This is a genomic window from Streptomyces sp. PL-25 (assembly GCF_058344915.1).
This window is the reverse complement of the sequence record NZ_CP136997.1, coordinates 3,570,271-3,592,771: the sequence shown is the minus strand read 5'-3', so window position 1 is coordinate 3,592,771 and position 22,501 is coordinate 3,570,271. Positions and strand designations below refer to the sequence as shown.

Here is a 22,501-nt window from a genome sequence, read left to right as displayed (position 1 = left end):
GGGGAAGCGTGCGGATCGCGGCGGCCGGTCCGCATGCTGGACGGCATCCATCGCGCGTACGTGTTGTATCTATGCTGTCGGCATGAGCCTGGCAGTGAAGCAGCCCCCCGCCGCCGACCGCGTGTACACCCATGTCAAGCAAGCGGTGCTGGACCGCAGCTACGAGGGCGGCACCCTGCTGACCGAGGGCGAGCTGGCCGAGGCGGTCGGGGTGTCCCGCACTCCGGTGCGCGAGGCGCTGCTGCGCCTGGAGGTCGAGGGGCTGCTCAAGCTGTACCCGAAGAAGGGAGCGCTGGTCCTGCCGGTGTCCGCCCAGGAGATCGCGGACGTCGTCGAGACCCGGCAGCTGGTCGAGGAGCACGCCGCGCGCAAGGCCGTCCCGGCCCCGCCCGCCCTCATCGCCCGGCTGGAGGAACTGCTGGAGCAGCAGAAGGAGCAGGCGGCGGCGGGCGACCTCGCGGCGGCCTCCGTCACCGACCGCTGCTTCCACGCGGAGATCGTCCGCAGCGGCGGCAACGAGATCCTCTCCCGCCTCTACGACCAGCTCCGCGACCGGCAGTTGCGCATGGGCGTGGCCGTCCTGCACTCGCACCCCGACCGGATCGCCAAGACGCTCGCCGAGCACGAGGAGATCCTGCGGGCGCTGCGCGACGGCGACGCCGAGGCGGCCGTCGGGGTCGTCCACCGGCACGTCAGCTGGTTCTCGCACCTGGCGCGGGGTGAGGTCCGATGAGCTCCACGGCCGGTACGACGGCCTCCGTCGCCCTCCCCGGCGATCCGCCGGGCGGCCGGCGGGCCGTCGCCGTGTGGTGCATAGGTGTCGCCGTCTACTTCGTCGCGGTCATCTTCCGCACCTCGCTGGGCGTCGCCGGACTCGACGCCGCCGACCGCTTCCACGTGGGCGCCTCCGCGCTGTCCACCTTCTCCATCCTCCAGCTGCTGGTCTACGCGGGCATGCAGATACCCGTCGGCCTGCTCGTCGACCGGCTCGGCACCAAGAAGGTGCTGGGCATCGGCGTGGTGCTGTTCACGGCCGGTCAGCTCGGCTTCGCCTTCTCGGCGTCGTACGGCACCGCGCTCGCCTCCCGGGCGCTGCTCGGCTGCGGCGACGCCATGACCTTCATCAGCGTGCTGCGGCTGGGCACCCGGTGGTTCCCGGCGCGGCGCGGGCCGATGGTCGCGCAGCTCGCCGGGCTCGTCGGCATGGCGGGCAACCTCGTCTCCACCCTGGTGCTGGCCCGGCTGCTGCATGGGGTGGGCTGGACGGCGGCCTTCGCGGGCAGCTCGCTGGCCGGTGCGGTGGTGCTGGTGCTGCTGGTCCTCTTCCTGAAGGACCACCCCGAGGGCCACGAGCCGGAGCCGGTGCCGCATCAGGGTGCCGCCTATGTGCGCCGGCAGATCGCCGCGTCCTGGCGCGAGCCGGGGACCCGGCTGGGCATGTGGGTGCACTTCACCACGCAGTTCCCGGCGATGGTGTTCCTGCTGCTGTGGGGCCTGCCCTTCCTGGTGGAGGCGCAGGGCCTGTCGCGCGGCACGGCCGGTGAACTGCTCACGCTCGTCGTCCTGTCGAACATGGCCGTCGGCCTGGTCTACGGCCAGATCGTCGCCCGGCACCACGCGGCCCGGCTGCCGCTGGCGCTCGGCACGGTCGCGGTGACCGCCGCGATGTGGGCGGCGACCCTGCTCTACCCGGGCGAACGCGCGCCGATGTGGCTGCTGGTGACGCTGTGCGCGGTGCTCGGGGCGTGCGGCCCGGCCTCGATGATCGGGTTCGACTTCGCCCGGCCCGCCAACCCGGCGGAGCGGCAGGGCACCGCCTCCGGCATCACCAACATGGGCGGTTTCATCGCCTCGATGACGACGCTGTTCGCGATCGGTGTGCTGCTGGACGCGACGGACGACGACTACACGGTCGCCTTCTGCGCCGTGTTCGTCCTCCAGGCGCTCGGGGTCAGCCAGATCCTCCGGCTGCGCGGGCGGGCGGCGCGCCGGGAGCGGGAGCGGCTGGTGGCGAGCCGGGTGGAGTCGGTGCACGTCCCCGCCTGAGCCCGCCCACCGGACGCCGGTCCGGTCCGGTCCGCGGCGGGGACCGGCGTCACGCCGTGGGCCCGAGCGCCGGTTCCTGCTGCTCCTACTGCGTGACCGTGAAGTTCCGCAGGATCGCCGCCGTCAGCTCCGGGTCGCCCTCCGTCTTCACCCGGTCCGCCACCGCCTCCGGGGTGGTCCGGCCGCAGGCCAGCCGGACGTACGTCTCCCAGTCCAGGGAGAGGGCCGCCGCCGGGCCCAGCGCGGGCGCCGTCTCCAGGGTGCCGCGGCCCTGGATGTCGACGCGGATCGTGCGCAGGAACTCCACCGGGCCGTGCACGTCGAAGACGATCGCCGAACTGCGCGGCGCGTCCGCCCGCACCGCCACGACCTCCGGCAGCGCGTCGAGCAGATGGTCCCGGGCGACGTACGCGCCGGGCGAGTCGAGGTCGCCGGGGCGGCCGAGGGCGGCGCGCAGGTCCTGTTCGTGCACCCAGATGTCGAAGGCGCGGTAGCGCATCGACTCCTCCAGGGTGATGTCCGCGCCGAGCGGGCCGCGCACCTTGGTGCCCGGGTCGCGGGACTCGTTGCGCAGCTGCCGGTTGCGGCGGATGACCGTGTACTCCAGCTCGGAGGTCATCTCCGGCGCCGTGTGGTGACGGCGGACGTCGACCTGCATCTCCATGTAGCGCTGGTGCTCGTTGGTGACGTGGAACAGGTCGCGCGGCAGCGCGTGGATGGGGCGCGGGTCGCCCAGCGCCTCGCAGTCCATGCCGATGACATGCGAGACGATGTCGCGGACGGACCATCCCGGGCAGGGGGTCCGCCGGTTCCACTCGCCCTCCACGAGCGGCTGCACCAGCTCGGATATCGCCTCGACGGAGTGGGTCCAGGCATCGGCGTAGGGCTGGAGGGTGGGATGCAGACTCACGGAACGGGACCCCTCGGCGGTCGGTACACGGTCAGGTTGTGGCGGCATTGCCAGTGGGGAGTGGTGGCGGTCGGCGGGCGGCTTGGGCATCCCCCGGGCTCTCGCTCCGCTTCGAGACAGGGGGGATCCCCAAGTTACGCTGCTGTGAGGCACCCCGGCAGTGCTTTCGTGTGACGATCGTAGGCCCGTCGGGACAACTCGATTGCCAGGACGGTGGTAGTGTGCGCGCCTCTCTGATCCAGATCGCCGTGGACGAGGGCGAATCGGTCGCCGTACGACGGCGGCGCGCGGCCTCGCTGGTACGCGCGGAGTCCGCGGCCGACCTGGTCGTGCTGCCGGAGCTGTGGACCACGGGGGCCTTCGCCTTCGACGAGTTCGACGGCGCGGCGGAGCCGCTGCGGGGGCCGACGTACGAGGCGATGGGCGCGGCCGCGGCCGACGCGGGCGTGTGGCTGCACGCCGGCTCGGTGCCGGAACGGGACATCGACGGCACCCTCTACAACACCTCCCTCGTCTTCACTCCGTCCGGAGACCTGGCCGCCTCCTACCGCAAGATCCACCGCTTCGGCTTCGACCAGGGCGAGGCGGTGCTGATGGGGGCCGGCCGGGACCTGGTCGCGGTCCGGCTGCCGGAGACGGTCGTCGGTGTGGCGACCTGCTACGACCTCCGTTTCCCCGAGCTGTTCCGCGGCCTCGTCGACGCGGGCGCCGAGACCCTGGTCGTCCCGGCGGGCTGGCCGGAGCGCCGCCGGGCGCACTGGACGCTGCTGGCCCGCGCGCGGGCGGTGGAGAACCAGGCGTTCGTGCTCGCCTGCGGAACGGCCGGGACCCACGCCGGGGTTCCCCAGGCCGGTCACTCGATCGTGGTGGATCCCTGGGGCGAGGTGCTGGCGGAGGCCGGAGCGGACGAGGAGGTCCTGCGCGCCGAGTTCGACCCCGCGAAGGTGGCACGCACCCGCGAGCAGTTCCCGGCCCTCAAGGACCGGGTCCTCTGACCCGGCGACCGAGCGGTCGTCCCGGTCCGGCGCCCCGCGCCTGGCGCCCGGCCCGGCGCCCCGGCCCTGCACCCGGGCCGGGGCCAGGGCCCGCGTGCTCCCGGCACCCCCGCGCGCCCCGCGTACCCGGGACCGCCCTGCGCGGGCAGCCGGTGGGCGAGCCGCGCCCCACGCACCCGGCCCGCCCCATGCACCCGGCCCGCCCCATGCACCCGGCCCGCCCGTCCGGCCGCCGGATCAGCCCTCGTCCCGTTCCTTCTCCGCCAGGTGGATCACGCACACCGCCACCGAGATCAGCAGCGCCGGGTCCGCGTCGTCGCGCACGATGTCGACGCCGTAGGTCTCGACGACGCTCAGCCACCGCCGGGAGATCACGGCCAGCAGCTCCCCGTCGTACTCGACGGCGAACTCCCGGTCGAGGATCTTGCCGCTGACGTCCAGCTCGGTGCCGTCGGCCAGGGACACCCGGTAGTGGTTGCGCAGCAGCGACAGCCGCTTGCGGCGGATCTTCGCCAGCGCCTCCCCGTCCCGCTCGATCACCATCGTGTCCCGCAGCGCGAACATCTTCTGGTGGATGTCGATCAGGACCCGGCCGCGGGCGTCCTTCAGCTCGAAGGTGTCCCGCAGCCGCATCGCCTTGCCGTCGACGAGGAAGACCTTGTCTCCGTGCTCGTCCTCGATCCAGTAGTCGTCACCGATGCCGAGGATCCGGTCGCGTACGAGGAATCTCATGCCTCACGGCTTCCCCGGCCGGGCCCGCCCGACGCCGCCGGTAGGCCGACGGGCTGAGCGCGGCCGGCCGGTGGCACCCTTGACACATGAGCGAACCGGCCCCGACCCCGACCCCGCGACGCGCCCGTGTCCGCGCCCCCGAGCTGACCGGCGAGGGCGGCTGGCTGAACACCGGCGGACGGCAGTACAGCCTCGCCGACCTGCGCGGACGCATCGTCCTGCTGGACTTCTGGACCTTCTGCTGCATCAACTGCCTGCACGTCCTGGACGAGCTGCGCGAGCTGGAGGAGAAACACCGCGACACGGTGGTCGTGGTCGGCGTGCACTCCCCGAAGTTCGCGCACGAGGCCGAGCACCGGGCCGTCGTCGACGCCGTGGAGCGGTACGGCGTGGAGCACCCCGTGCTCGACGACCCGCAGCTGGCCACCTGGAAGCAGTACGCGGTACGGGCCTGGCCGACGCTGGTCGTGATCGACCCGGAGGGCTATGTCGTCGCCCAGCACGCGGGCGAGGGCCATGCGCACGCCATCGAACGGCTGGTCGAGGAGCTGGAGGCCGAGCACACCGCCAAGGGCACCCTGCGGCGCGGCGACGGGCCCTACGTACCGCCGGAGCCCGAGCCCACCACCCTGCGCTTCCCCGGCAAGGCGCTGCGCCTGCCCGCCGGGACCTTCCTGGTCAGCGACACCACCCGGCACCAGATCGTGGAGCTGGCCGGGGACGGGGAGAGCGAGCTGCGCCGGATCGGCTCCGGGACGCGCGGATTCACCGACGGCGACGCCGCCACGGCCTGCTTCAGCGAGCCGCAGGGGCTGGCCCTGCTCGACGACGGCTCGGTCGTCGTCGCCGACACCGTCAACCACGCGCTGCGCCGCCTGGACCCGGCCACCGGCGAGGTCACCACCCTCGCCGGGACCGGCCGCCAGTGGTGGCAGGGCTCACCGACCGCCGGGCCGGCCCGCGAGACCGACCTCTCCTCGCCCTGGGACGTGGCCTGGTGGCAGGGCCGGGTGTGGATCGCCATGTCGGGCGTGCACCAGCTGTGGACGTACGACCCGGCCGGGCACACCGTGTCCGTCGCCGCCGGCACGACCAACGAGGGCCTGGTCGACGGCCCCGCCGACCAGGCGTGGTTCGCGCAGCCGTCGGGTCTCGCGGCCACGCCCGAGCGGCTGTGGCTGGCCGACTCCGAGACCTCCGCGCTGCGCTGGGTGGAGGCGGACGGCTCGGTGCACACGGCCGTGGGCACCGGCCTGTTCGACTTCGGCCACCGCGACGGCGCCGCCGGACAGGCCCTGTTCCAGCACCCGCTCGGGGTCACCGCCCTGCCGGACGGCTCGGTGGCCGTCGCCGACACCTACAACCACGCCCTGCGCCGCTACGACCCCGCCACCGGCGAGGTCACCACGCTCGCCACGGATCTGCGCGAGCCCAGCGACGCGGTGCTCGACGGCGACGACATCGTGGTGGTGGAGTCGGCCCGGCACCGGCTGACCCGGCTGCGTCTGCCCGAGGAGGCGGTACGGGTGCAGGCCGTCGCCCACCGCACCCGCCGCGCCGCCACCGAGGTCGCCCCCGGCCGGCTCCGGCTGGACGTGATCTTCCAGGCGCCGAAGGGCCAGAAGCTGGACACCCGTTACGGTCCCTCCACCCGCCTGCTGGTCTCCGCCACCCCGCCCGAGCTGCTGCTCGACGGCGAGGGCGCGGGCACCGACCTGGCCCGCGCCCTGGAGCTGAACCCCGCTGTCGGGGAAGGCGTCCTGCACGTCTCCGCGATGGCCGCCTCCTGCGACGACGATCCGGACAACCCGTACCCGGCCTGCCATGTGCACCAGCAGGACTGGGGCGTCCCGGTCCGGCTGGCCGGGGACGGCGCCGACCGGCTGCCGCTCGTGCTGGCCGGTCTGGACGCCTGACGGGCCGGGCCCCCGCCCGGCCCGGACACCGGCCGGAGCCCGTGTGGGCTCCGGCCCGCGGCGGCGCGGTCAGAGACCGTAGCCGTCGCTGTAACCGTCACGTGTGGTGTGGTGCCGCTCCTCCTCGACGACGGTCGTCGCGGGCGGCACCATGACGCGGCGGCGCCGCGCGATGCTGCTGAACGTCGTGACGCCGATCAGTCCGACGATCATCAGGATGACGCCGACCAGGTGCAGGTTGACCCCCTGCATGTGCCAGTCGGTCGCGAACGTGAGGATGGCTCCCACGGCGATGAGGATGATGCACCCGCCGAGGCCCATGAGTGTCGCCTCCTAGCCCGGTTCCAGGTCCGGTTCGGATCCGGTGGTTCCGGCCGTTCCGGTCCCCTCCGGTCAACTCCGGGTACCCCGGGGCCGGATGGACATGCGGGGGGCGGCGCCCATGGGCCGCGCCCTCAGCCCTCCAGGAACGCCACCAGCGCGTTGGCCAGCAGGAACGGGTCGTCGGCCGCGCACAGTTCGCGGGCGCTGTGCATGGAGAGGATCGCGACACCGATGTCGACGGTCCTGATGCCGTGCCGGGCCGCGGTGATCGGGCCGATCGTGGTGCCGCACGGCATGGAGTTGTTGGAGACGAACGACTGGAACGGCACGCCCGCCTTCTCGCAGGCCGCCGCGAACAGCGCCCGGCCCGAACCGTCGGTGGCGTAGCGGTTGTTGACGTTCACCTTGAGGATGGGGCCGCCGCCCGCGCGCGGGTGGTGCGTCGGGTCGTGCCGCTCGGCGTAGTTGGGGTGCACCGCGTGGCCGGTGTCGGAGGACAGGCAGACGGTGCCCGCGAAGGCGCGCGCCCGGTCCTCGTACGCACCGCCGCGCGCGAACACCGAACGCTCCAGGACGCCGCCGAGCAGCGGGCCGTCCGCGCCGGTGTCGGACTGGGAGCCGTTCTCCTCGTGGTCGAAGGCGGCCAGGACCGGGATGTACGGCAGGTCCGCCGCGCCGGACCCGGTCGCCACGGCGGCCAGCGCGGCCGTCCCGGCGTGCACGGAGAGCAGGTTGTCCATGCGCGGGCCCGCCACCAGCTCGCGGTCGCGGCCCAGGTAGGCGGGCGCCTCCACGGAGTGCGTCATCAGGTCCCAGCCGGTGACCTCGCCGGCCGCCAGGCCCGCCTCCTGCTCCAGGAAGGCGACGAGGTCGCCGTCGCGGACGTCGTCGCCGAGGCCCCACACCGGCTGGAGGTGGCGCTGCTTGTCCAGCTTCAGTCCCTCGGTGGAGACCGTGCGGTCCAGGTGGATGGCGAGCTGCGGGACGCGCAGCAGCGGACGGGCGACGTTCACCAGGCGGGTGGAGCCGTCGCGCAGCGTCAGCCGCCCGGCCAGGCCCAGGTCGCGGTCGAGCCAGGAGTTCATCAGCGGGCCGCCGTAGATCTCCACGGCGATCTGGCGCCAGCCGTGCGCCCCGGAGTCGGGCAGCGGCTTGACGCGCAGGTTCGGCGAGTCGGTGTGCGCGCCGACGATGCGGAAGGGGGTGTGCGCGGCGGCGCCCTCGGGGACGTACCAGGCGACGATCGCGCCGCCGCGCAGCACGAACTTCCCGCCGCTGGTGCCGTCCCACTCGTCCGTCTCGGCGACCTGCCGGAAGCCGGCCTTCTCCAGCCGCTGCGCGGCGCTCGCCACGGCGTGGTACGGCGACGGGGCGGCCGCCAGGAAGGACATCAGGTCGTCGGTGTGGCCACGGTCGAAGGGCCGGTTCGTGCGCATGACCTCACCTTAACGACGACGGGGTCCGCTCCCTCCTCCGGGAGCGGACCCCGTACGGCCCGGTCGGGACCCCGCGCGGTCCGCGCGGGGCGGACGACGGGAATCTGACGACAGGCCCTAGAACGCGGCCTCGTCCAGCTCCATCAGGTCCAGGTCGACGTTCTGGGCCAGCTTGCGGGCCAGCGTGACGCCGGGCAGGACGTTGGCCGCGAAGAACTTCGCCGCCGCGATCTTGCCGGTGTAGAAGGCGCGGTCCTTGGCGGAGGCGGTCTGGAGCTTCTCCGCCGCGATCGCCGCGCCCTTGAGCAGCAGATAGCCGACGACCACGTCACCGCAGGCCAGCAGCAGGCGGGTGGTGTTCAGGCCCACCTTGTAGATGTTCTTGACGTCCTGCTCGGTGGCGGCCAGGTCGGTCAGCAGCAGACCGACGACGGCCTCCAGCTCGACGGCGGCCTTGGCCAGGTGCTCGCGGGCCCCGGACAGCTCCTCGCCGCCGGTGGCCAGCGCCAGGAACTTCTTGATGTCCTCGGCGAGCGAGTTCAGCGCGGCGCCCTGGTTGCGGACGATCTTCCGGAAGAAGAAGTCCTGGCCCTGGATCGCGGTCGTGCCCTCGTAGAGGGTGTCGATCTTCGCGTCGCGGATGTACTGCTCGATCGGGTACTCCTGGAGGAAGCCCGAGCCGCCGAAGGTCTGGAGGGACTGGGCGAGCTGCTCGTAGCCCTTCTCGGAGCCGTAGCCCTTGACGATGGGCAGCAGCAGGTCGTTCAGCGCGTGCTCGGCCTTGGCGTCCTCGCCGTTCGCCTCCTTGACCGCGATGGTGTCCTGGACGGAGGCGGTGTACAGCACCAGGGCGCGCATGCCTTCCGCGTACGCCTTCTGCGTCATCAGCGAGCGGCGCACGTCGGGGTGGTGCGTGATGGTGACCTTGGGCGCGGTCTTGTCCATGAAGTTCGCCAGGTCGGGACCCTGGACGCGCTCCTTGGCGTACTCCAGCGCGTTGAGGTAGCCGGTGGAGAGGGTGGAGATCGCCTTCGTGCCGACCATCATGCGGGCGAACTCGATGATGCGGAACATCTGGCGGATGCCGTCGTGCTTGTCGCCGATCAGCCAGCCCTTGGCGGGGTGGCGGTCGCCGAAGGTCATCTCGCAGGTGTTGGACGCCTTGAGGCCCATCTTGTGCTCGACGTTGGTGGCGTAGACGCCGTTGCGCTCGCCCAGCTCGCCGGTCTCGAAGTCGAACAGGTACTTCGGCACCAGGAAGAGGGACAGGCCCTTGGTGCCCGGACCGGCGCCCTCGGGGCGGGCGAGGACGTAGTGGAGGATGTTCTCCTCCATGTCGTGCTCACCGGAGGTGATGAAGCGCTTCACGCCCTCGATGTGCCAGGAGCCGTCCTCCTGCTGGACGGCCCTGGTGCGGCCGGCGCCCACGTCGGAGCCCGCGTCGGGCTCGGTGAGGACCATGGTGGAGCCCCAGGTCTTCTCGACCGCGATCCGGGCCCACTTCTTCTGCTCCTCGGTGCCCTCCTCGAAGAGGATGCGGGCGAACGCCGGGCCGGAGGAGTACATCCAGATGGCCGGGTTGGCGCCGAGGATCAGCTCCGCGTACGCCCAGATCAGGGACGGCGGGGCGGTGGTGCCGCCGATCTCCTCGGGCAGGCCGAGCCGCCAGTACTCCGAGTCCATGAAGGCCCGGTAGCTCTTCTTGAAGCTCGCCGGAACCGGCGCGGTGCTGGTCTCGGGGTCGAACACCGGCGGGTTGCGGTCGGCGTCCGCGAAGGACTCCGCCAGATCGTTCTCGGCCAGGCGGGTCAGCTCCTCCAGGACGCTGCGCGCGGTCTCGGTGTCCATCTCCTCGAACGGCCCGGTGCCGTAGAGCTTGTCGCGCCCGAGCACTTCGAAGAGGTTGAACTCGATGTCACGGAGATTCGACTTGTAGTGCCCCATGGCGACGGCTCCCGTTGAGGACTCGGCGAGGCACTGACTCCTCGCATTCACGTACCAACTAGTAACTCCGATGATGCTACCCGTCGGTAATAAGAAGCAACCCCGAGCGGGCCATCTGTGACTCAGTAGTCTTTGGTCCATGTACGGCTACGACCAGAGCGCGGGCGCGGGCGCACAGCAGGGTTACGTTCCGCCGCAGCAGCAGATGCCCGGGGGCGGATACGGGCAGCAGCCGCCGCTGTACCCGGAGCCGTCGCCGCCGTCGCTGGCCGACGCGGTGCGCGCCTTCACCACCGGACAGCTGGCCGCCGAGGACTTCCAGCAGGTCTTCGCCACCTCCAAGGTGTACTGCCCGCGCGGCGACACCCCGGGCTTCCTGGCGCTGCACAACACGCAGCAGCCGGTGATCCCGATGTTCACCTCCCTCAAGGAACTGCGCCGGTACGCGGGCAAGGAGTCGAAGTACTTCGTGATCACCGGTGCCGAGGTCATCGACCTCCTGCCCACGGGGTACGGCTTCGTCCTCGACATGGAGGGCGAGCACCGGATGGTCTTCGACGCCAAGGCGGTCGAACAGATGGTCGACTTCGCCATGCGCCGCATGTACGGCTGAGCACGCTTCTTCCGGTACACGGCCCGGGAGTGCGCCAGGGGCGCCCCCGGGCCTCGTCGTGTCCGCTCCCGCGCCCCCGTCGCTCCATCGCCCCGGCCTCCTCGGACCCCTCCGCGGGGAATGCCTCCCGGCCCGTCTCCGTTGTGGCTGGCAGAAAGTTGAATGCTCAACTAGAGTGAGCGCACAAGGAGGTACCGACATGCCTGCAGTGACCGTCGAGAACCCGTTGACGCTGCCCCGCGTGACCGCTCCCGCCGACGCCGTGGCACGGCCCGTGCTCGCCGTCACGACCGCGCCCAGCGGTTTCGAGGGCGAGGGCTTCCCGGTGCGCCGGGCGTTCGCCGGGATCAACTACCGCCATCTCGACCCGTTCATCATGATGGACCAGATGGGCGAGGTGGAGTACGCGCCCGGTGAGCCCAAGGGCACCCCCTGGCACCCGCACCGCGGCTTCGAGACCGTCACCTACATCATCGACGGGACCTTCGACCACCAGGACTCCCACGGCGGTGGCGGCACCATCACCAACGGCGACACCCAGTGGATGACCGCGGGCAGCGGCCTGCTGCACATCGAGGCGCCCCCGGAGTCCCTCGTCCTGTCCGGCGGCCTCTTCCACGGCCTCCAGCTGTGGGTGAACCTGCCCGCCGAGGACAAGATGATGGCCCCGCGCTACCAGGACATCCGCGGCGGCCAGGTCCAGCTGCTCACCTCTCCCGACGGCGGCGCGCTGCTGCGGGTCATCGCCGGTGAGCTGGACGGGCACGCCGGGCCCGGCATCACCCACACCCCGATCACCATGATCCACGCGACGCTCGCCCCGGGCGCCGAGGTCACGCTCCCCTGGCGCGAGGACTTCAACGGCCTCGCCTACGTCCTCGCGGGCCAGGGCTTCGCCGGCACCGACCGGCGCCCGGTCCGCACCGGGCAGACGGCGGTCTTCGGCGCGGGCTCCTCGCTGACCGTCCGCGCGGACGAGCAGCAGGACTCCCGCACCCCGGACCTGGAGGTCGTCCTGCTGGGCGGCCGGCCGATCCGGGAGCCCATGGTCCACTACGGCCCGTTCGTCATGAACACCCAGGACGAGCTGAAGCAGGCCTTCGAGGACTTCCAGAAGGGCCGCCTCGGCACGGTCCCGGCCGTGCACGGCATGACCGCGGACGGTCCGCGGGACTGACGCGGGCGGTCCGCGGTACGGGCACGGGCGGTCCGCGGTACGGGCGGGGTGTCCCCGGGGCGCGCTGCGCGCCCCGCGTACGCCCCGCCGCACCGGTCACCCGGGCGGGCCGTCCGTGCAGGACAGCGCGCCCGGCGCGTGGTCCGCTGGTGGGGTGCGACTGCTGCCCGAACCCGTGAGGCGCCTTGCCGCCTGGTGCGCCGTCGCGCTGCTCGTCTCCGGCGTGGTGTGGGTCGTGGTGCGGCTGTGCGTGACCTTCCGTACGACGGTCACGCCGGTACTCCTCGCGCTGCTCGGGACCGCGCTGCTGCGGCCCTTGTTCCGGCGGCTGGTGCGGGCCGGGCTGAACCGCTCGCTCGCGGCCGGGATCACCTGCGCCGCCGTGCTGGTGGTCGTCGGCGGCGTCGGCTACATCGTGGCCCTCGCCCTGATCGACAGCGGACCGCAGATCGCCTCCTCGCTGGAGAACGCGGCCCGGTCGCTCGCCGACCACTTCGGGGCGGCCGGCACCTCCCTCAAGGACCTCGCCGCACACGGCCGCGACCTGTTGTCGAAGTTCGGCGGGACGGCCGTCTCCAACGTCATCAGCGGGGTCAGCATGATCGCCGAGTATCTGGCGATGGCGGTGCTGGCGCTGCTGCTCGTCTTCTTCTTCCTGCGCGACTCGGGCCGGGCGCTGCGCGCGCTGCGCTCGCTGTCCCCCGGGCAGAGCGCCGACACGGCGGAGGCCATGGCGCGCCGCGCCTTCGCCGCCGTCGAGGGCTTCATGCGCGGGACCACCCTGATCGCGTTCATCGACGCCGTGTGCATCACCCTCGGCCTGGTCCTGCTGGACGTGCCGGGCGCGCTGGGGCTGGGCGCGCTGGTCTTCGTGGGCGCGTACATCCCCTATCTGGGGGCCTTCATCTCCGGGGCGGTGTCCGTGCTGGTGGCGCTCGCCGACCGGGGGTTCGTCGTCGCGCTCTGGGCGCTCGGCGTGGTGCTCGCCGTACAGGTCCTGGAGGGGCATGTGCTCCAGCCGGTGATCCAGAGCCGGACCGTGCAGCTGCATCCCGCGGCCGTGCTGCTGGCGATCACCGCGGGGGCGGCGGTCGCCGGGATCGTCGGCATGCTGCTGGCGGTGCCGCTGACGGCGGCGGCCTCCGGGATCGTCCACGAACTGCGGCAGCGGTACGCGTAGCCTCCCCCTGCCCGGTCGTCCGCCGGGCTGCTCAGGGCTTGTCGCGCGGCGGCTCGTACAGCTCGTACCAGATGCTCTTGCCCTCGCCGCGCGGCTCGACCCCCCAGGCGTCCGCCAGCAGCTCGGTCAGCACCAGGCCGCGCCCCGAGGAGGCCAGCTCGCCCGGCCGGCGCTTGTGCGGCAGGTCGTCGCCCGCGTCGCTGACCTCCACCCGCATCCGCCGCTCGCCGCGCTCCCCGCTCACCTCGGCCAGCACCAGAGCGTCGGTGTCGGTGTGCACGAGCACGTTGGTCAGCATCTCGGACAGCAGCAGGACGGCCGAGTCCACCTGGTCGGCGGACGACCAGTCGTGCAGCAGCTCCCGCAGCTGCTGCCGGGCCACCGCGACCCGCTCCGGCTCGGCCTGCGCGACGGTCAGCAGGGTGCGCCGGACCTCCGGGCGGACGGCGGCCGCGTCCCGGCCGTCCGGGTGCCGGCTCAGCAGCAGTACGGCGATGTCGTCCTCGCGGCGGTCGGCCAGCGGACCCGTGGTGTGGTGCGAGGAGGGTCCGTGCACCGCCTGCACGAGCGCGTCGGCCAGTTCCTCGGCGTCGCCCTCGTGCTGCTCCAGGATGGTGCGGATCCGCTGCCAGCCGGTGTCCAGGTCATGGCCGCCGGTCTCGATCAGACCGTCCGTGCAGATCATCATGGTCTCGCCGGGCTCCAGCACGAACCGGGTGGTGGGGTAGTCGGCGTCCGGGTCGACACCCAGGGGCAGCCCGCCGGCCGTCGGCCGCTGCAGGACGGTGCCGTCCGCCATGCGGATCACCGGGTCCGGGTGCCCGGCGCGGGCGACCTCCAGGACCCCGGTGCGCGGGTCGACCTCGGCGTACAGGCAGGTCGCGAAGCGCAGGTCGTTGATGGCGATGTCGGCGTCGTCGGCACTGCCGGCGCTGTCGGCGCTTTCATCGATGATGCCGTGCAGGAACCGCGAGGCGCGCGTGAGCACCGCGTCCGGGCGGTGGCCCTCGGAGGCGTAGGCGCGCAGGGCGATGCGCAGCTGCCCCATCAGACCGGCGGCGCGCACGTCATGGCCCTGGACATCGCCGATGACCAGGGCGAACCTGCCCGCGCCGTCCTTCGCGCGGTTCCGGGCGGGCCCGCCGGGCAGCGGGATCACGTCGTACCAGTCGCCGCCGACCTGGAGGCCGCCGCCGGTGGGGACGTAGCGGGCCGCCACCTCCATGCCGGGGACGGCGGGGCCCGTCGTGGGCATCATCGAGCGCTGGAGGCCCTCGCTCAGCTCCCGCTCGGTCTCGGCGGTCCCGGCCCGCGAGAGCGCCTGGGCGAGCATGCGGGCGACCGTGGTCAGCACCGAGCGCTCGTCGGGGGTGAAGGCGACCGGATAGGTGAAGGCCGCCATCCAGGCGCCCATGGTGTGGCCCGAGGCGGTCAGCGGCAGGAACGCCCAGGAGCGGCGGCCGAAGCGCTGGGCCAGCTTCCAGGTGAGCGGATAGCGGGCCCGGTACTCCTCGGGGGAGGACAGATAGACGGCCCGGCCGGTGCGGATCACTTCGGCGGCCGGATAGTCCGTGTCCAGGGTCATGTGCACGAAGGGGACCTCGTCGCCCTGCTGCTGCCCGTGGTGGCCGATGATCGTCAGATGGTCGGCCTCGACGCCGAAGACGGCCAGCCCGTCGGGGGAGAAGCCGGGCATCGCCAGCCCCGCCGCGACCCGCAGCACCTCGGCGGTGGAGCGCGCCTCGGCCAGCGCGCGGCCGGCGTCCAGCAGGAACGCCTCCCGGGAGCGCCGCCAGTCCCCGGTGACCGCGCTGCGCCCCGCGGGGGAACCGGGGGTCGGCTCGGTGACCTCCTGGAGGGTGCCGATCAGCTCGTACGCCTTCTTGCGGGAGTCGTAGGCGGGGCGGGAGCGGCTGCGGACCACCCGGATGATCCGGCCCCGCTCGTCCATGATCCGGACGCGCACCTCGGCGAGGGTGCCCTCGGCGGCGGCGAGCTGCACCACACCGGTGATCTCGTTCCAGTCGACGGGGTGCAGGCGGGCGCGCACCTGGGCCTCGGTGAGGGTGACGTCCTCGGCGGGCAGCCCGAGCAGCCGTGCCGCCTCGGCGTCGACCGCGACCAGCCCGGTGGAGGTGTCCCAGTGCCACGTCCCGGTGGCGAGGGCGGCCAGGACGTCCCCCACGGCGGGCAGGGGCTCACCAGTGCGCATTGCCCCACTGTAAGAAGAGCCTCTCGCACACTGCCACCGAAGACGTACGGACGTACGGGCGCCCGTACGGGCACGGACGGGGCCGGACCGCCCTGATATGGGGGGAGCCGATCTCCGCTCGGCCGGTAGGCTGGGTGGGTCCGGGCCGTGCCCGCCCGGTGATCCCCGATCCGCGAAGACTGGATGAACGACGATGCATCGGTACAGGTCCCACACCTGCGGCGAGCTCCGCGCCTCTGACGTCGGCACCGACGTCCGGCTGAGTGGCTGGCTGCACAATCGGCGCGACCTGGGCGGCATCCTCTTCATCGATCTGCGCGACCACTACGGCATCACGCAGCTCGTCGCCCGCCCCGGCACGCCCGCGTACGAGGCGCTGGACAAGCTCTCCAAGGAGACGGTCGTCCGGGTCGACGGCAGCGTTGTTTCACGTGGAACCGAGAACGTGAACACGGAGCTGCCCACCGGCGAGGTCGAGATCGAGGTCGGGACGGTCGAGGTGCTCGGCGCCGCGGCTCCGCTGCCGTTCACGATCAACGCCGAGGACGGGGTCAACGAGGAGCGGCGCCTGGAGTACCGCTTCCTGGACCTGCGCCGCGAGCGCATGCACCGCAACATCATGCTGCGCACCGCCGTGGTCTCCGCGATCCGGCACAAGATGGTCGCCCTCGGCTTCAACGAGATGGCCACGCCCATCCTGACGGCGACCTCCCCCGAGGGTGCCCGCGACTTCGTCGTGCCCTCCCGGCTGCACGCCGGCCGCTTCTACGCGCTGCCGCAGGCGCCGCAGCAGTTCAAGCAGCTGCTGATGATCTCCGGCTTCGACCGCTACTTCCAGATCGCGCCCTGCTTCCGCGACGAGGACGCCCGCGCGGACCGCTCGCCGGGCGAGTTCTACCAGCTCGACGTGGAGATGAGCTTCGTCGAGCAGGAGGACGTGTTCCGGCCCATCGAGCAGCTGATGACGGAGCTGTTCGAGGAGTTCGGCGGCGGCCGCCATGTCACCTCGCCCTTCCCGCGCATCCCGTTCCGCGAGGCGATGCTCAAGTACGGCTCCGACAAGCCGGACCTGCGCGCCCAGCTGGAGCTGGTGGACCTCACCGATGTCTTCGCGGACTCGGAGTTCAAGGCGTTCGCCGGCAAGCATGTGCGCGCGCTGCCGGTCCCGGCGGTCCAGGACCAGCCGCGCAAGTTCTTCGACCAGCTGGGTGACTACGCGGTCTCGCTGGGCGCCAAGGGCCTGGCCTGGGTGCGGGTGGCCGAGGACGGTTCGCTGACCGGCCCCATCGCGAAGTTCCTCACCGAGGAGAACGTCGCCGAGCTGACCAAGCGCCTCTCCCTGGCCGCCGGTCACGCGGTGTTCTTCGGCGCGGGCGAGTTCGACGAGGTCTCGAAGATCATGGGCGCGGTGCGGGTCGAGGCCGCCAAGCGCGCCGGGCACTTCGAGGAGGGCGTCTTCCGCTTCTGCTGGATCGTCGACTTCCCGATGTACGAGAAGGACGAGGAGACCGGGAAGATCGACTTCTCGCACAACCCCTTCTCGATGCCGCAGGGCGGTCTGGAGGCCCTGGAGAACAAGGACCCGCTGGACATCCTGGCCTGGCAGTACGACATCGTCTGCAACGGCGTCGAGCTGTCCAGCGGTGCCATCCGGAACCATGAGCCGGACATCATGCTCAAGGCCTTCGAGATCGCGGGCTATGACAACGAGACGGTGGAGCGCGAGTTCGCGGGCATGCTCCGCGCCCTCCGCTTCGGCGCCCCGCCGCACGGTGGCATCGCCCCCGGCGTCGACCGCATCGTCATGCTTCTCGCCGACGAGCCCAACATCCGCGAGACGATCGCCTTCCCGCTCAACGGCAACGCCCAGGACCTCATGATGGGCGCCCCCACCGAGCTCGACGAGTCCCGCCTCCGCGAACTCCACCTCAAGATCCAGAAGCCCCAGCCGAAGTAGCCGTCCCGGCACAGCGACATCGCAGAAGCGGTCCGGAACCCCGACCCAGGGGTTCCGGACCGCTTTCGCGCTCAGGGCGGAGTTCTGTTTTCAGCCGGCGGGTTCCGCGAAGAGGTCGTCGGCCGCTTCGGCCGTCAGGGCTCGGTCGAACCAGGTGGTGAGCTGGTCGAGGTCGGTGCAGGAGGTGATGCGTCTGCGGACCGGGTGGGGAACGTCGATCCCGCGCTTGTCCAGGATGCGCAGGGTCAGCGCGGCCAGCTCGGAGTCCTCGGGGTTCCTGATGAAGAGGTCCGCCGCTGATTCGGCGGTCAGGGACCGGTCGAACCAGATGGTGAGCTGGGCCAGGTCGGTGCAGGAGACGACTCGGTCGCGGACCTTGCTGGAGACCTCGATCCCGCGCTTCTCCAACGCACGCAGGATCAGAGTGGTGCGTCCCTCGGCCTCGCCCTCGGCTTTGCCCTCCAGGTACGTCTCTTCGAAGAGTGTGCCCCGGCCGGGGAAGTAGGTGCCGACCATTATCCGCAGGCTCCCTTGTCGCGTGGGCCGTCGTCGGGGACCTCCGGGAAGAGGTCGTCGGCCGCTTCGGCTGTCAGGGCCCGGTCGAACCAGGTGGTGAGCTGGTCGAGGTCGGTGCAGGAGGTGATCCGCTCGCGGGCCTCGTCAGGGACCTTGATCCCGCGCTTCTCCAGCGTGCGCAGGATCAGGGCGGCATGTCCCTTGGCCTCGCCCTGGAGGTACGTCTCCTCGATGAGCGTTCCCCGGCCGGGGAAGAAAGTGGCGACCATTTTCTGCAATCCTCTCCATGACTCCCGGGCCGGAGTGTTCTCCAGCCCGACTTCCAGGAACTGGCACCAGTACATGGCCGTCTGCAAGTCGAAGGACCGCATGCCGCGGGCCAGCATGTCCAGTATGGCGTCGATGTTCGGGCTCTCGCTGTGCACGATGGCGGTGAAGGTCGCCAGTGCGGGTTTTTGCGCCATCATCGACTCGTCCGTGATCTCCGGGACCGTGTCCGGGCCGAGGACGAAGGGGCGCGTGGCCTGGGTGATCCACGGGCCGACACGGCACTCGAAGGGACCGATCGCCCAGGAGGCGGTCGAGCGGTTCTTGCAGACGGCGACGAGCAGGACCGGCAGGTCGAACTTCGCGCGCAGATACGCCACGTAGTACGCCCAGTTGGCTTCCTTGTCCGGGGCGCGTCGCGTCTGCGTCTCGACGGCGACGATGAAGTCGTCGCCCGCGGAGGACGCGATGCGCAGCACGGTGTCCACCCGGCGTTCCATGGGCCGGAGTTCGGTGACATCGGGGGAGAGCACCTCGATGTCGGCTTTCACGGGCGGTGGCAGACCCAGCGCCTCGAAGGCGGGTGCGAGAACCTCCGGATGCTCCTGGAAGATCCGGTGCGCGGTCTCGTGTGTTGCGGTGACCATGAGCGCAAACTAGGCCGGAAGAGTGGTGGGATATCCGTTTATCTGGGGGCGTTCACTCTTTCGAGTTCCGCAAAAACGTTCCGTTCATCGGAGAAGCGGCATGCGAAAGGCCCGGAAAGCGGATCCGGGCGGATGCTTTCCGGGCCTTCGAGAGGCGTGTCACTGCTCGGTGCCGCCGAAGCGCTCCTTGTAGGTGGCCAGGTCGTCCTCGGTGAGCTTGGCGAAGAGGACCGGGGGGACCGTGAAGGGGGTCCCGGTGGGCAGGGCGGTGAGGGCCCTGGCCTGGTCGGGGCTGACCCAGGGGGCCGTGTCGCCGGAGAGGGCGAAGGCGGCGCGCATGGCCTTGGCGGTGGTGGGGATGAAGGGCTCCGAGACCACCGCGTAGAGGTGGATCAGGTTCATCGCCGTGCGCAGGGTCAGGGCCGCGCCGTCCTGGTCGGTCTTGATCTCCAGCCAGGGGGCCTTCTCCTCCAGGTAGGAGTTGCCGGCCGACCACAGGGCGCGCAGCGCGGCGCTCGCCTTGCGGAACTGGAGCGCCTCCATCTGCTCCTCGTACTCGGCGAGCAGCCGGGCGATCTCCTCGCCCAGCCGCTCCTCGGCCGCGCCCGGCGCACCGCCGGCCGGGACCTCGGCGCCGAAGCGCTTCTTGGAGAAGGACAGCACCCGGTTGACGAAGTTGCCCAGGGTGTCGGCCAGGTCCTTGTTCACCGTCGCCGTGAAGTGCTCCCAGGTGAAGGAGGAGTCGTCCGACTCGGGCGCGTTGGCCATGAGGAAGTAGCGCCAGTAGTCCGCCGGGAGGATCTCCAGGGCCTGGTCGGTGAAGACGCCCCGCTTCTGCGAGGTGGAGAACTTCCCGCCGTAGTACGTCAGCCAGTTGAACGCCTTGACGTAGTCGACCTTCTTCCACGGCTCGCGCACGCCCAGCTCGGTCGCCGGGAACATCACCGTGTGGAAGGGGACGTTGTCCTTCGCCATGAACTCCGTGTAGTGCACGGTGTCGTCGGCCTCGTACCACCACGACTTCCAGTCGCGGTTCTCCGGGTCCTGGTCCGCCCACTCCTTCGTCGCGCCGATGTACTCGATGGGCGCGTCGAACCAGACGTAGAAGACCTTGCCCTCGGCCGCCAGTTCCGGCCAGGTGTCCGCCGGGACCGGGACGCCCCAGTCCAGGTCGCGGGTGATCGCCCGGTCGTGCAGGCCCTCGGTCAGCCACTTGCGGGCGATGGAGGAGGCGAGCTGCGGCCACCGGTCCTCGTGCCGGGCCACCCACTCCTCGACCTCGTGCTGGAGCTTGGACTGGAGGAGGAAGAGGTGCTTGGTCTCGCGCACCTCCAGATCCGTCGAACCGGAGATCGCGCTGCGCGGGTTGATCAGGTCGGTCGGGTCCAGGACCCGGGTGCAGTTCTCGCACTGGTCGCCGCGCGCCTTGTCGTAGCCGCAGTGCGGGCAGGTGCCCTCCACATAGCGGTCCGGCAGGAAGCGTCCGTCGGCCGGGCTGTACACCTGGCGGATCGCGCGCTCCTCGATGAAGCCGTTCTCGTGCAGGCGGCGGGCGAAGTGCTGGGTGATCTCCACGTTCTCCGGGGAGGAACTCCGGCCGAAGTAGTCGAAGGCCAGCGAGAATCCGTCGTAGACCGCTTTCTGCGCGTCGTGCGCCTGCGCGCAGAACTCCGCGACCGGGATGCCCCGTTCCTTGGCGGCCAGCTCGGCGGGCGTGCCGTGCTCGTCCGTGGCGCAGATGTACAGCACCTCGTGGCCGCGCAGCCGCATATAGCGCGCGTACACGTCCGCCGGGAGCATGGACCCCACCATGTTGCCCAGGTGCTTGATCCCGTTGATGTACGGAAGGGCGCTGGTGATGAGGTGTCGAGCCATCGCGGGCTGCTCCCAAGTCGCTACGTGGGGTGACGGTCGGCGGCTTTCGTGGCCGTCCGACACTGTCTACGAACCTTGAAATCGTAGCCGACACGGCCGCGCCGCCCGCCTCCCGTTCTACGAGGTGGGAGGCGGGCGGCGCGGTGGGTGGTGCGTCGGGCGCGGTGCGTCACGGGCGCCAGGACGCGAGGACCCCCTCGTAGAGCGCCTTGTCCGTCAGCTCGCGGGGCGCCGGGCCGGCGTGGAAGAACGACGCGTTGCCGGTCTTCAGCCTGCGGAGGTAGTCGAACGCCTTGTTGTCGTGCTCGCCGAAGGCGACGAAGGAGAAGAACACCTCCGGGTGGCTCGTCCCGGCGTCGGCCAGGGCGCGGGTGGCGGGCGTCTTGGCGTCGGGGGCGCCGTCCGTCTGGAAGACCACCAGGGTGGGGACGGGGGGCTGGTCCGCCGTCCCTTCCGCCGTCCCCTGCGCGGTCTTCTGTGCGGCCTTCTGCTCGTCGAGGTGGGCGAGGACCGCCTCGACCGCGGCGTGGTAGCTCGTACGGCCCATGCGGCCCAGCGTGCCGTGCACCTCGTCGATCGTGTTCTCGTGGTCGGCGAGGGTGAGGTCGGCGGTGCCGTCCACCTCCGTGGAGAAGAACGTGACGTGGACCGTGGCCTCCGGGTCGAGGTGCGCGGCGAGGGCGAGGCACTGCTCGGCGAGGGCCTGGGCGGAGCCGTCCTTGTAGTACGGGCGCATGGAGGCGGAGCGGTCGAGGACGAGGTGGACCCGGGCGCGGGCGCCGGTGAGGTCGTTCTTCCTGAGAGCGGCGGTGGCGGCCTTGTAGGCCGTGGTGAGGCCGGGGGCGCGGGACTTCAGGCGGGGGAGGGGGATGGCGGGCTTGGTCTCGGCGGGGGGTTCCGCCTCGGAGGCGGGGGGCTGCGGGGTGTCCTCCGCCTGGGCTTCCTGGGCTTCCTGGGCTTCCTGGGCGTCCTGGGCGTCCTGGGATTCGTGGGCTTCCTGGGACTCCTGGGGCTCCTGCGTTTCCTCCGTCCGCGGCTCGTGCGCTTCCTGCGCCTGCGGCTCGTGCGGCTCCTGTGCCGCCTGTGCCTGCGGCTTGTGCGGCTCGTGCGGCTCCTGTGCCACCTGTGCCGCCTGTGTCTCCGGCTCCTGCGGCTTCTCCGCTTCCTGTGCCTGCGGCTGGGCGGGTTCCACCTCGGCTTCCGGTTCGGCTTCCGGCTCGGGGGCGGGTTCCGGTTCCGCCGCCGGTTCCGGTTCGGCGACCTGCTGCGGCTCTGCCGCGGCGTCCGGTTCCGGCGCGGGCTGCGGTTCCGGTTCGGCTTCCTGCTCCGGCTCCGGTTCGGGTTCCGGCTCCGGGGCCGCCTCCCGGGGTTCCGGCTGCTTCGGGACCGTGACGTTGTCGAAGGCCGCGGCCACCAGTTCGTGTTCGTCGGCGGCGGGCGTGCGCGGGTCGGGGATGCGGGCCGCGGGAGCGGGTTCCGGTTCCGGTTCCGGGGCGGGAGACGTCACGGCGGCGGGAGCCGGGTCCGCTTCCGGCTCCCGCGCGGGCTCCGCGGCGGGCTCGGCCGCCGGGGCCGGGACCTTCGGCGCCGCCGCCGGCTGCTCCTCGGCGGCGGGGGCCGGTTCCGTGGCCGGCACCTGCTCCGCACCCTCTGCTTCGGCCGCACGCCCCTTGCGTGACCGGCCGAACGCGTTCCGCAGGCGAGTGAGAATGCCCATGTGCGCAACCCTTCGCGTGAGTTGATCCCGTCGATCC

18 protein-coding genes are annotated in these 22,501 nt (G+C 71.7%); 8 read left to right on the top strand and 10 right to left on the bottom strand.

Going from position 1 to position 22,501, the window contains the following annotated elements; all coding sequences use genetic code 11:
* The first annotated feature begins 82 nt into the window (after positions 1-82).
* Entirely contained in the window at positions 83-733 is a 651-nt protein-coding gene (locus tag R4Z62_RS15965; RefSeq protein ID WP_064534190.1) for a GntR family transcriptional regulator, read from the top strand.
* The gene (locus R4Z62_RS15960; protein WP_064534192.1) at positions 730-2,046 is read left to right on the top strand and encodes an MFS transporter; all 1,317 of its coding nucleotides are present in this window, start codon (positions 730-732) and stop codon (positions 2,044-2,046) included. Before R4Z62_RS15965 ends, R4Z62_RS15960 begins: the two co-directional genes overlap by 4 nt.
* Before the next feature lie 85 nt (positions 2,047-2,131).
* Here R4Z62_RS15960 and R4Z62_RS15955 read toward each other — a convergent pair whose 3' ends face one another.
* Positions 2,132-2,956, bottom strand: a complete 825-nt coding sequence (locus R4Z62_RS15955; protein ID WP_355476552.1) for a maleylpyruvate isomerase family mycothiol-dependent enzyme — start codon at positions 2,954-2,956, stop codon at positions 2,132-2,134.
* Between the two features lie 221 nt (positions 2,957-3,177).
* On the opposite strand from R4Z62_RS15955, the gene R4Z62_RS15950 reads away from it, so the two are divergent.
* A complete protein-coding gene (locus R4Z62_RS15950; RefSeq protein ID WP_355476550.1) occupies positions 3,178-3,951 on the top strand; it encodes a carbon-nitrogen family hydrolase in 774 nt (257 codons plus the stop codon).
* A 237-nt stretch (positions 3,952-4,188) separates the two neighbouring features.
* Here the strand turns inward: R4Z62_RS15950 and R4Z62_RS15945 are convergent, their stop codons facing one another.
* Positions 4,189-4,683, bottom strand: coding sequence for an LURP-one-related/scramblase family protein (locus R4Z62_RS15945; RefSeq protein ID WP_018569118.1), 495 nt, complete (start codon positions 4,681-4,683; stop codon positions 4,189-4,191).
* Between the two features lie 86 nt (positions 4,684-4,769).
* Here R4Z62_RS15945 and R4Z62_RS15940 point away from each other — a divergent pair, with 86 nt between their 5' ends.
* The gene (locus R4Z62_RS15940) at positions 4,770-6,599 is read left to right on the top strand and encodes an NHL domain-containing thioredoxin family protein (protein ID WP_382848279.1); all 1,830 of its coding nucleotides are present in this window, start codon (positions 4,770-4,772) and stop codon (positions 6,597-6,599) included.
* A gap of 69 nt (positions 6,600-6,668) precedes the next feature.
* On the opposite strand, the gene R4Z62_RS15935 is transcribed toward R4Z62_RS15940, so the two are convergent.
* The 3 genes from R4Z62_RS15935 to R4Z62_RS15925 all read right to left on the bottom strand — a co-directional run bounded on the left by R4Z62_RS15935 (position 6,669) and on the right by R4Z62_RS15925 (position 10,303).
* Positions 6,669-6,920 (bottom strand): DUF6458 family protein, encoded by a 252-nt coding sequence (locus tag R4Z62_RS15935; protein WP_018569116.1) that lies wholly within the window; start codon positions 6,918-6,920, stop codon positions 6,669-6,671.
* Positions 6,921-7,054: 134 nt separating this feature from the next.
* Positions 7,055-8,359, bottom strand: coding sequence for a M18 family aminopeptidase (locus R4Z62_RS15930; protein ID WP_064534200.1), 1,305 nt, complete (start codon positions 8,357-8,359; stop codon positions 7,055-7,057).
* A gap of 117 nt (positions 8,360-8,476) precedes the next feature.
* Complete coding sequence (locus R4Z62_RS15925) at positions 8,477-10,303, bottom strand: acyl-CoA dehydrogenase (RefSeq protein WP_491520120.1); 1,827 nt, start codon at positions 10,301-10,303, stop codon at positions 8,477-8,479.
* Between the two features lie 139 nt (positions 10,304-10,442).
* Here R4Z62_RS15925 and R4Z62_RS15920 point away from each other — a divergent pair, with 139 nt between their 5' ends.
* The 3 genes from R4Z62_RS15920 (at position 10,443) to R4Z62_RS15910 (ending at position 13,273) form a co-directional block, all read left to right on the top strand.
* Positions 10,443-10,916 carry an SseB family protein gene (locus R4Z62_RS15920; protein ID WP_018569113.1) on the top strand — a complete coding sequence of 158 codons (474 nt, stop codon included), beginning with the start codon at positions 10,443-10,445 and terminating at the stop codon, positions 10,914-10,916.
* A 199-nt stretch (positions 10,917-11,115) separates the two neighbouring features.
* Complete coding sequence (locus R4Z62_RS15915; protein WP_355476544.1) at positions 11,116-12,093, top strand: pirin family protein; 978 nt, start codon at positions 11,116-11,118, stop codon at positions 12,091-12,093.
* A 154-nt stretch (positions 12,094-12,247) separates the two neighbouring features.
* Positions 12,248-13,273 (top strand): AI-2E family transporter, encoded by a 1,026-nt coding sequence (locus R4Z62_RS15910; protein ID WP_064534203.1) that lies wholly within the window; start codon positions 12,248-12,250, stop codon positions 13,271-13,273.
* Between the two features lie 31 nt (positions 13,274-13,304).
* Here R4Z62_RS15910 and R4Z62_RS15905 read toward each other — a convergent pair whose 3' ends face one another.
* Positions 13,305-15,485, bottom strand: a complete 2,181-nt coding sequence (locus R4Z62_RS15905) for a SpoIIE family protein phosphatase (RefSeq protein ID WP_064534205.1) — start codon at positions 15,483-15,485, stop codon at positions 13,305-13,307.
* Positions 15,486-15,678: 193 nt separating this feature from the next.
* Between R4Z62_RS15905 and aspS the strand changes: the two genes are divergently transcribed.
* Positions 15,679-17,442, top strand: a complete 1,764-nt coding sequence (gene aspS / locus R4Z62_RS15900) for an aspartate--tRNA ligase (RefSeq protein WP_064534207.1) — start codon at positions 15,679-15,681, stop codon at positions 17,440-17,442.
* A 90-nt stretch (positions 17,443-17,532) separates the two neighbouring features.
* Here aspS and R4Z62_RS15895 read toward each other — a convergent pair whose 3' ends face one another.
* The 4 genes from R4Z62_RS15895 to R4Z62_RS15880 form a co-directional block, all read right to left on the bottom strand.
* The gene (locus R4Z62_RS15895) at positions 17,533-17,958 is read right to left on the bottom strand and encodes a hypothetical protein (RefSeq protein ID WP_491520119.1); all 426 of its coding nucleotides are present in this window, start codon (positions 17,956-17,958) and stop codon (positions 17,533-17,535) included.
* A complete protein-coding gene (locus tag R4Z62_RS15890; protein ID WP_491520118.1) occupies positions 17,958-18,872 on the bottom strand; it encodes a hypothetical protein in 915 nt (304 codons plus the stop codon). The genes R4Z62_RS15895 and R4Z62_RS15890 overlap by 1 nt, the downstream gene beginning before the upstream one ends.
* A gap of 159 nt (positions 18,873-19,031) precedes the next feature.
* The gene (gene metG / locus R4Z62_RS15885) at positions 19,032-20,747 is read right to left on the bottom strand and encodes a methionine--tRNA ligase (protein ID WP_064534214.1); all 1,716 of its coding nucleotides are present in this window, start codon (positions 20,745-20,747) and stop codon (positions 19,032-19,034) included.
* Between the two features lie 169 nt (positions 20,748-20,916).
* On the bottom strand, positions 20,917-22,464 hold the full coding sequence (locus tag R4Z62_RS15880) for a VWA domain-containing protein (protein ID WP_491520117.1): 1,548 nt from the start codon (positions 22,462-22,464) through the stop codon (positions 20,917-20,919).
* Positions 22,465-22,501: the final 37 nt, after the last annotated feature.

What these genes read in the sequence shown, in the direction of transcription:
- R4Z62_RS15965 (WP_064534190.1), top strand. Translation starts at nt 83, where the DNA reads ATGAGCCTGGCAGTGAAGCAGCCCCCCGCCGCCGACCGCGTGTACACC.
- R4Z62_RS15960 (WP_064534192.1), top strand. Translation starts at nt 730, where the DNA reads ATGAGCTCCACGGCCGGTACGACGGCCTCCGTCGCCCTCCCCGGCGAT.
- R4Z62_RS15945 (WP_018569118.1), bottom strand. Translation starts at nt 4,683, where the DNA reads ATGAGATTCCTCGTACGCGACCGGATCCTCGGCATCGGTGACGACTAC.
- R4Z62_RS15940 (WP_382848279.1), top strand. Translation starts at nt 4,770, where the DNA reads ATGAGCGAACCGGCCCCGACCCCGACCCCGCGACGCGCCCGTGTCCGC.
- R4Z62_RS15935 (WP_018569116.1), bottom strand. Translation starts at nt 6,920, where the DNA reads ATGGGCCTCGGCGGGTGCATCATCCTCATCGCCGTGGGAGCCATCCTC.
- R4Z62_RS15930 (WP_064534200.1), bottom strand. Translation starts at nt 8,359, where the DNA reads ATGCGCACGAACCGGCCCTTCGACCGTGGCCACACCGACGACCTGATG.
- R4Z62_RS15925 (WP_491520120.1), bottom strand. Translation starts at nt 10,303, where the DNA reads ATGGGGCACTACAAGTCGAATCTCCGTGACATCGAGTTCAACCTCTTC.
- R4Z62_RS15920 (WP_018569113.1), top strand. Translation starts at nt 10,443, where the DNA reads ATGTACGGCTACGACCAGAGCGCGGGCGCGGGCGCACAGCAGGGTTAC.
- R4Z62_RS15915 (WP_355476544.1), top strand. Translation starts at nt 11,116, where the DNA reads ATGCCTGCAGTGACCGTCGAGAACCCGTTGACGCTGCCCCGCGTGACC.
- R4Z62_RS15905 (WP_064534205.1), bottom strand. Translation starts at nt 15,485, where the DNA reads ATGCGCACTGGTGAGCCCCTGCCCGCCGTGGGGGACGTCCTGGCCGCC.
- aspS (WP_064534207.1), top strand. Translation starts at nt 15,679, where the DNA reads ATGCATCGGTACAGGTCCCACACCTGCGGCGAGCTCCGCGCCTCTGAC.
- R4Z62_RS15895 (WP_491520119.1), bottom strand. Translation starts at nt 17,958, where the DNA reads ATGGTCGGCACCTACTTCCCCGGCCGGGGCACACTCTTCGAAGAGACG.
- R4Z62_RS15890 (WP_491520118.1), bottom strand. Translation starts at nt 18,872, where the DNA reads ATGGTCACCGCAACACACGAGACCGCGCACCGGATCTTCCAGGAGCAT.
- metG (WP_064534214.1), bottom strand. Translation starts at nt 20,747, where the DNA reads ATGGCTCGACACCTCATCACCAGCGCCCTTCCGTACATCAACGGGATC.
- R4Z62_RS15880 (WP_491520117.1), bottom strand. Translation starts at nt 22,464, where the DNA reads ATGGGCATTCTCACTCGCCTGCGGAACGCGTTCGGCCGGTCACGCAAG.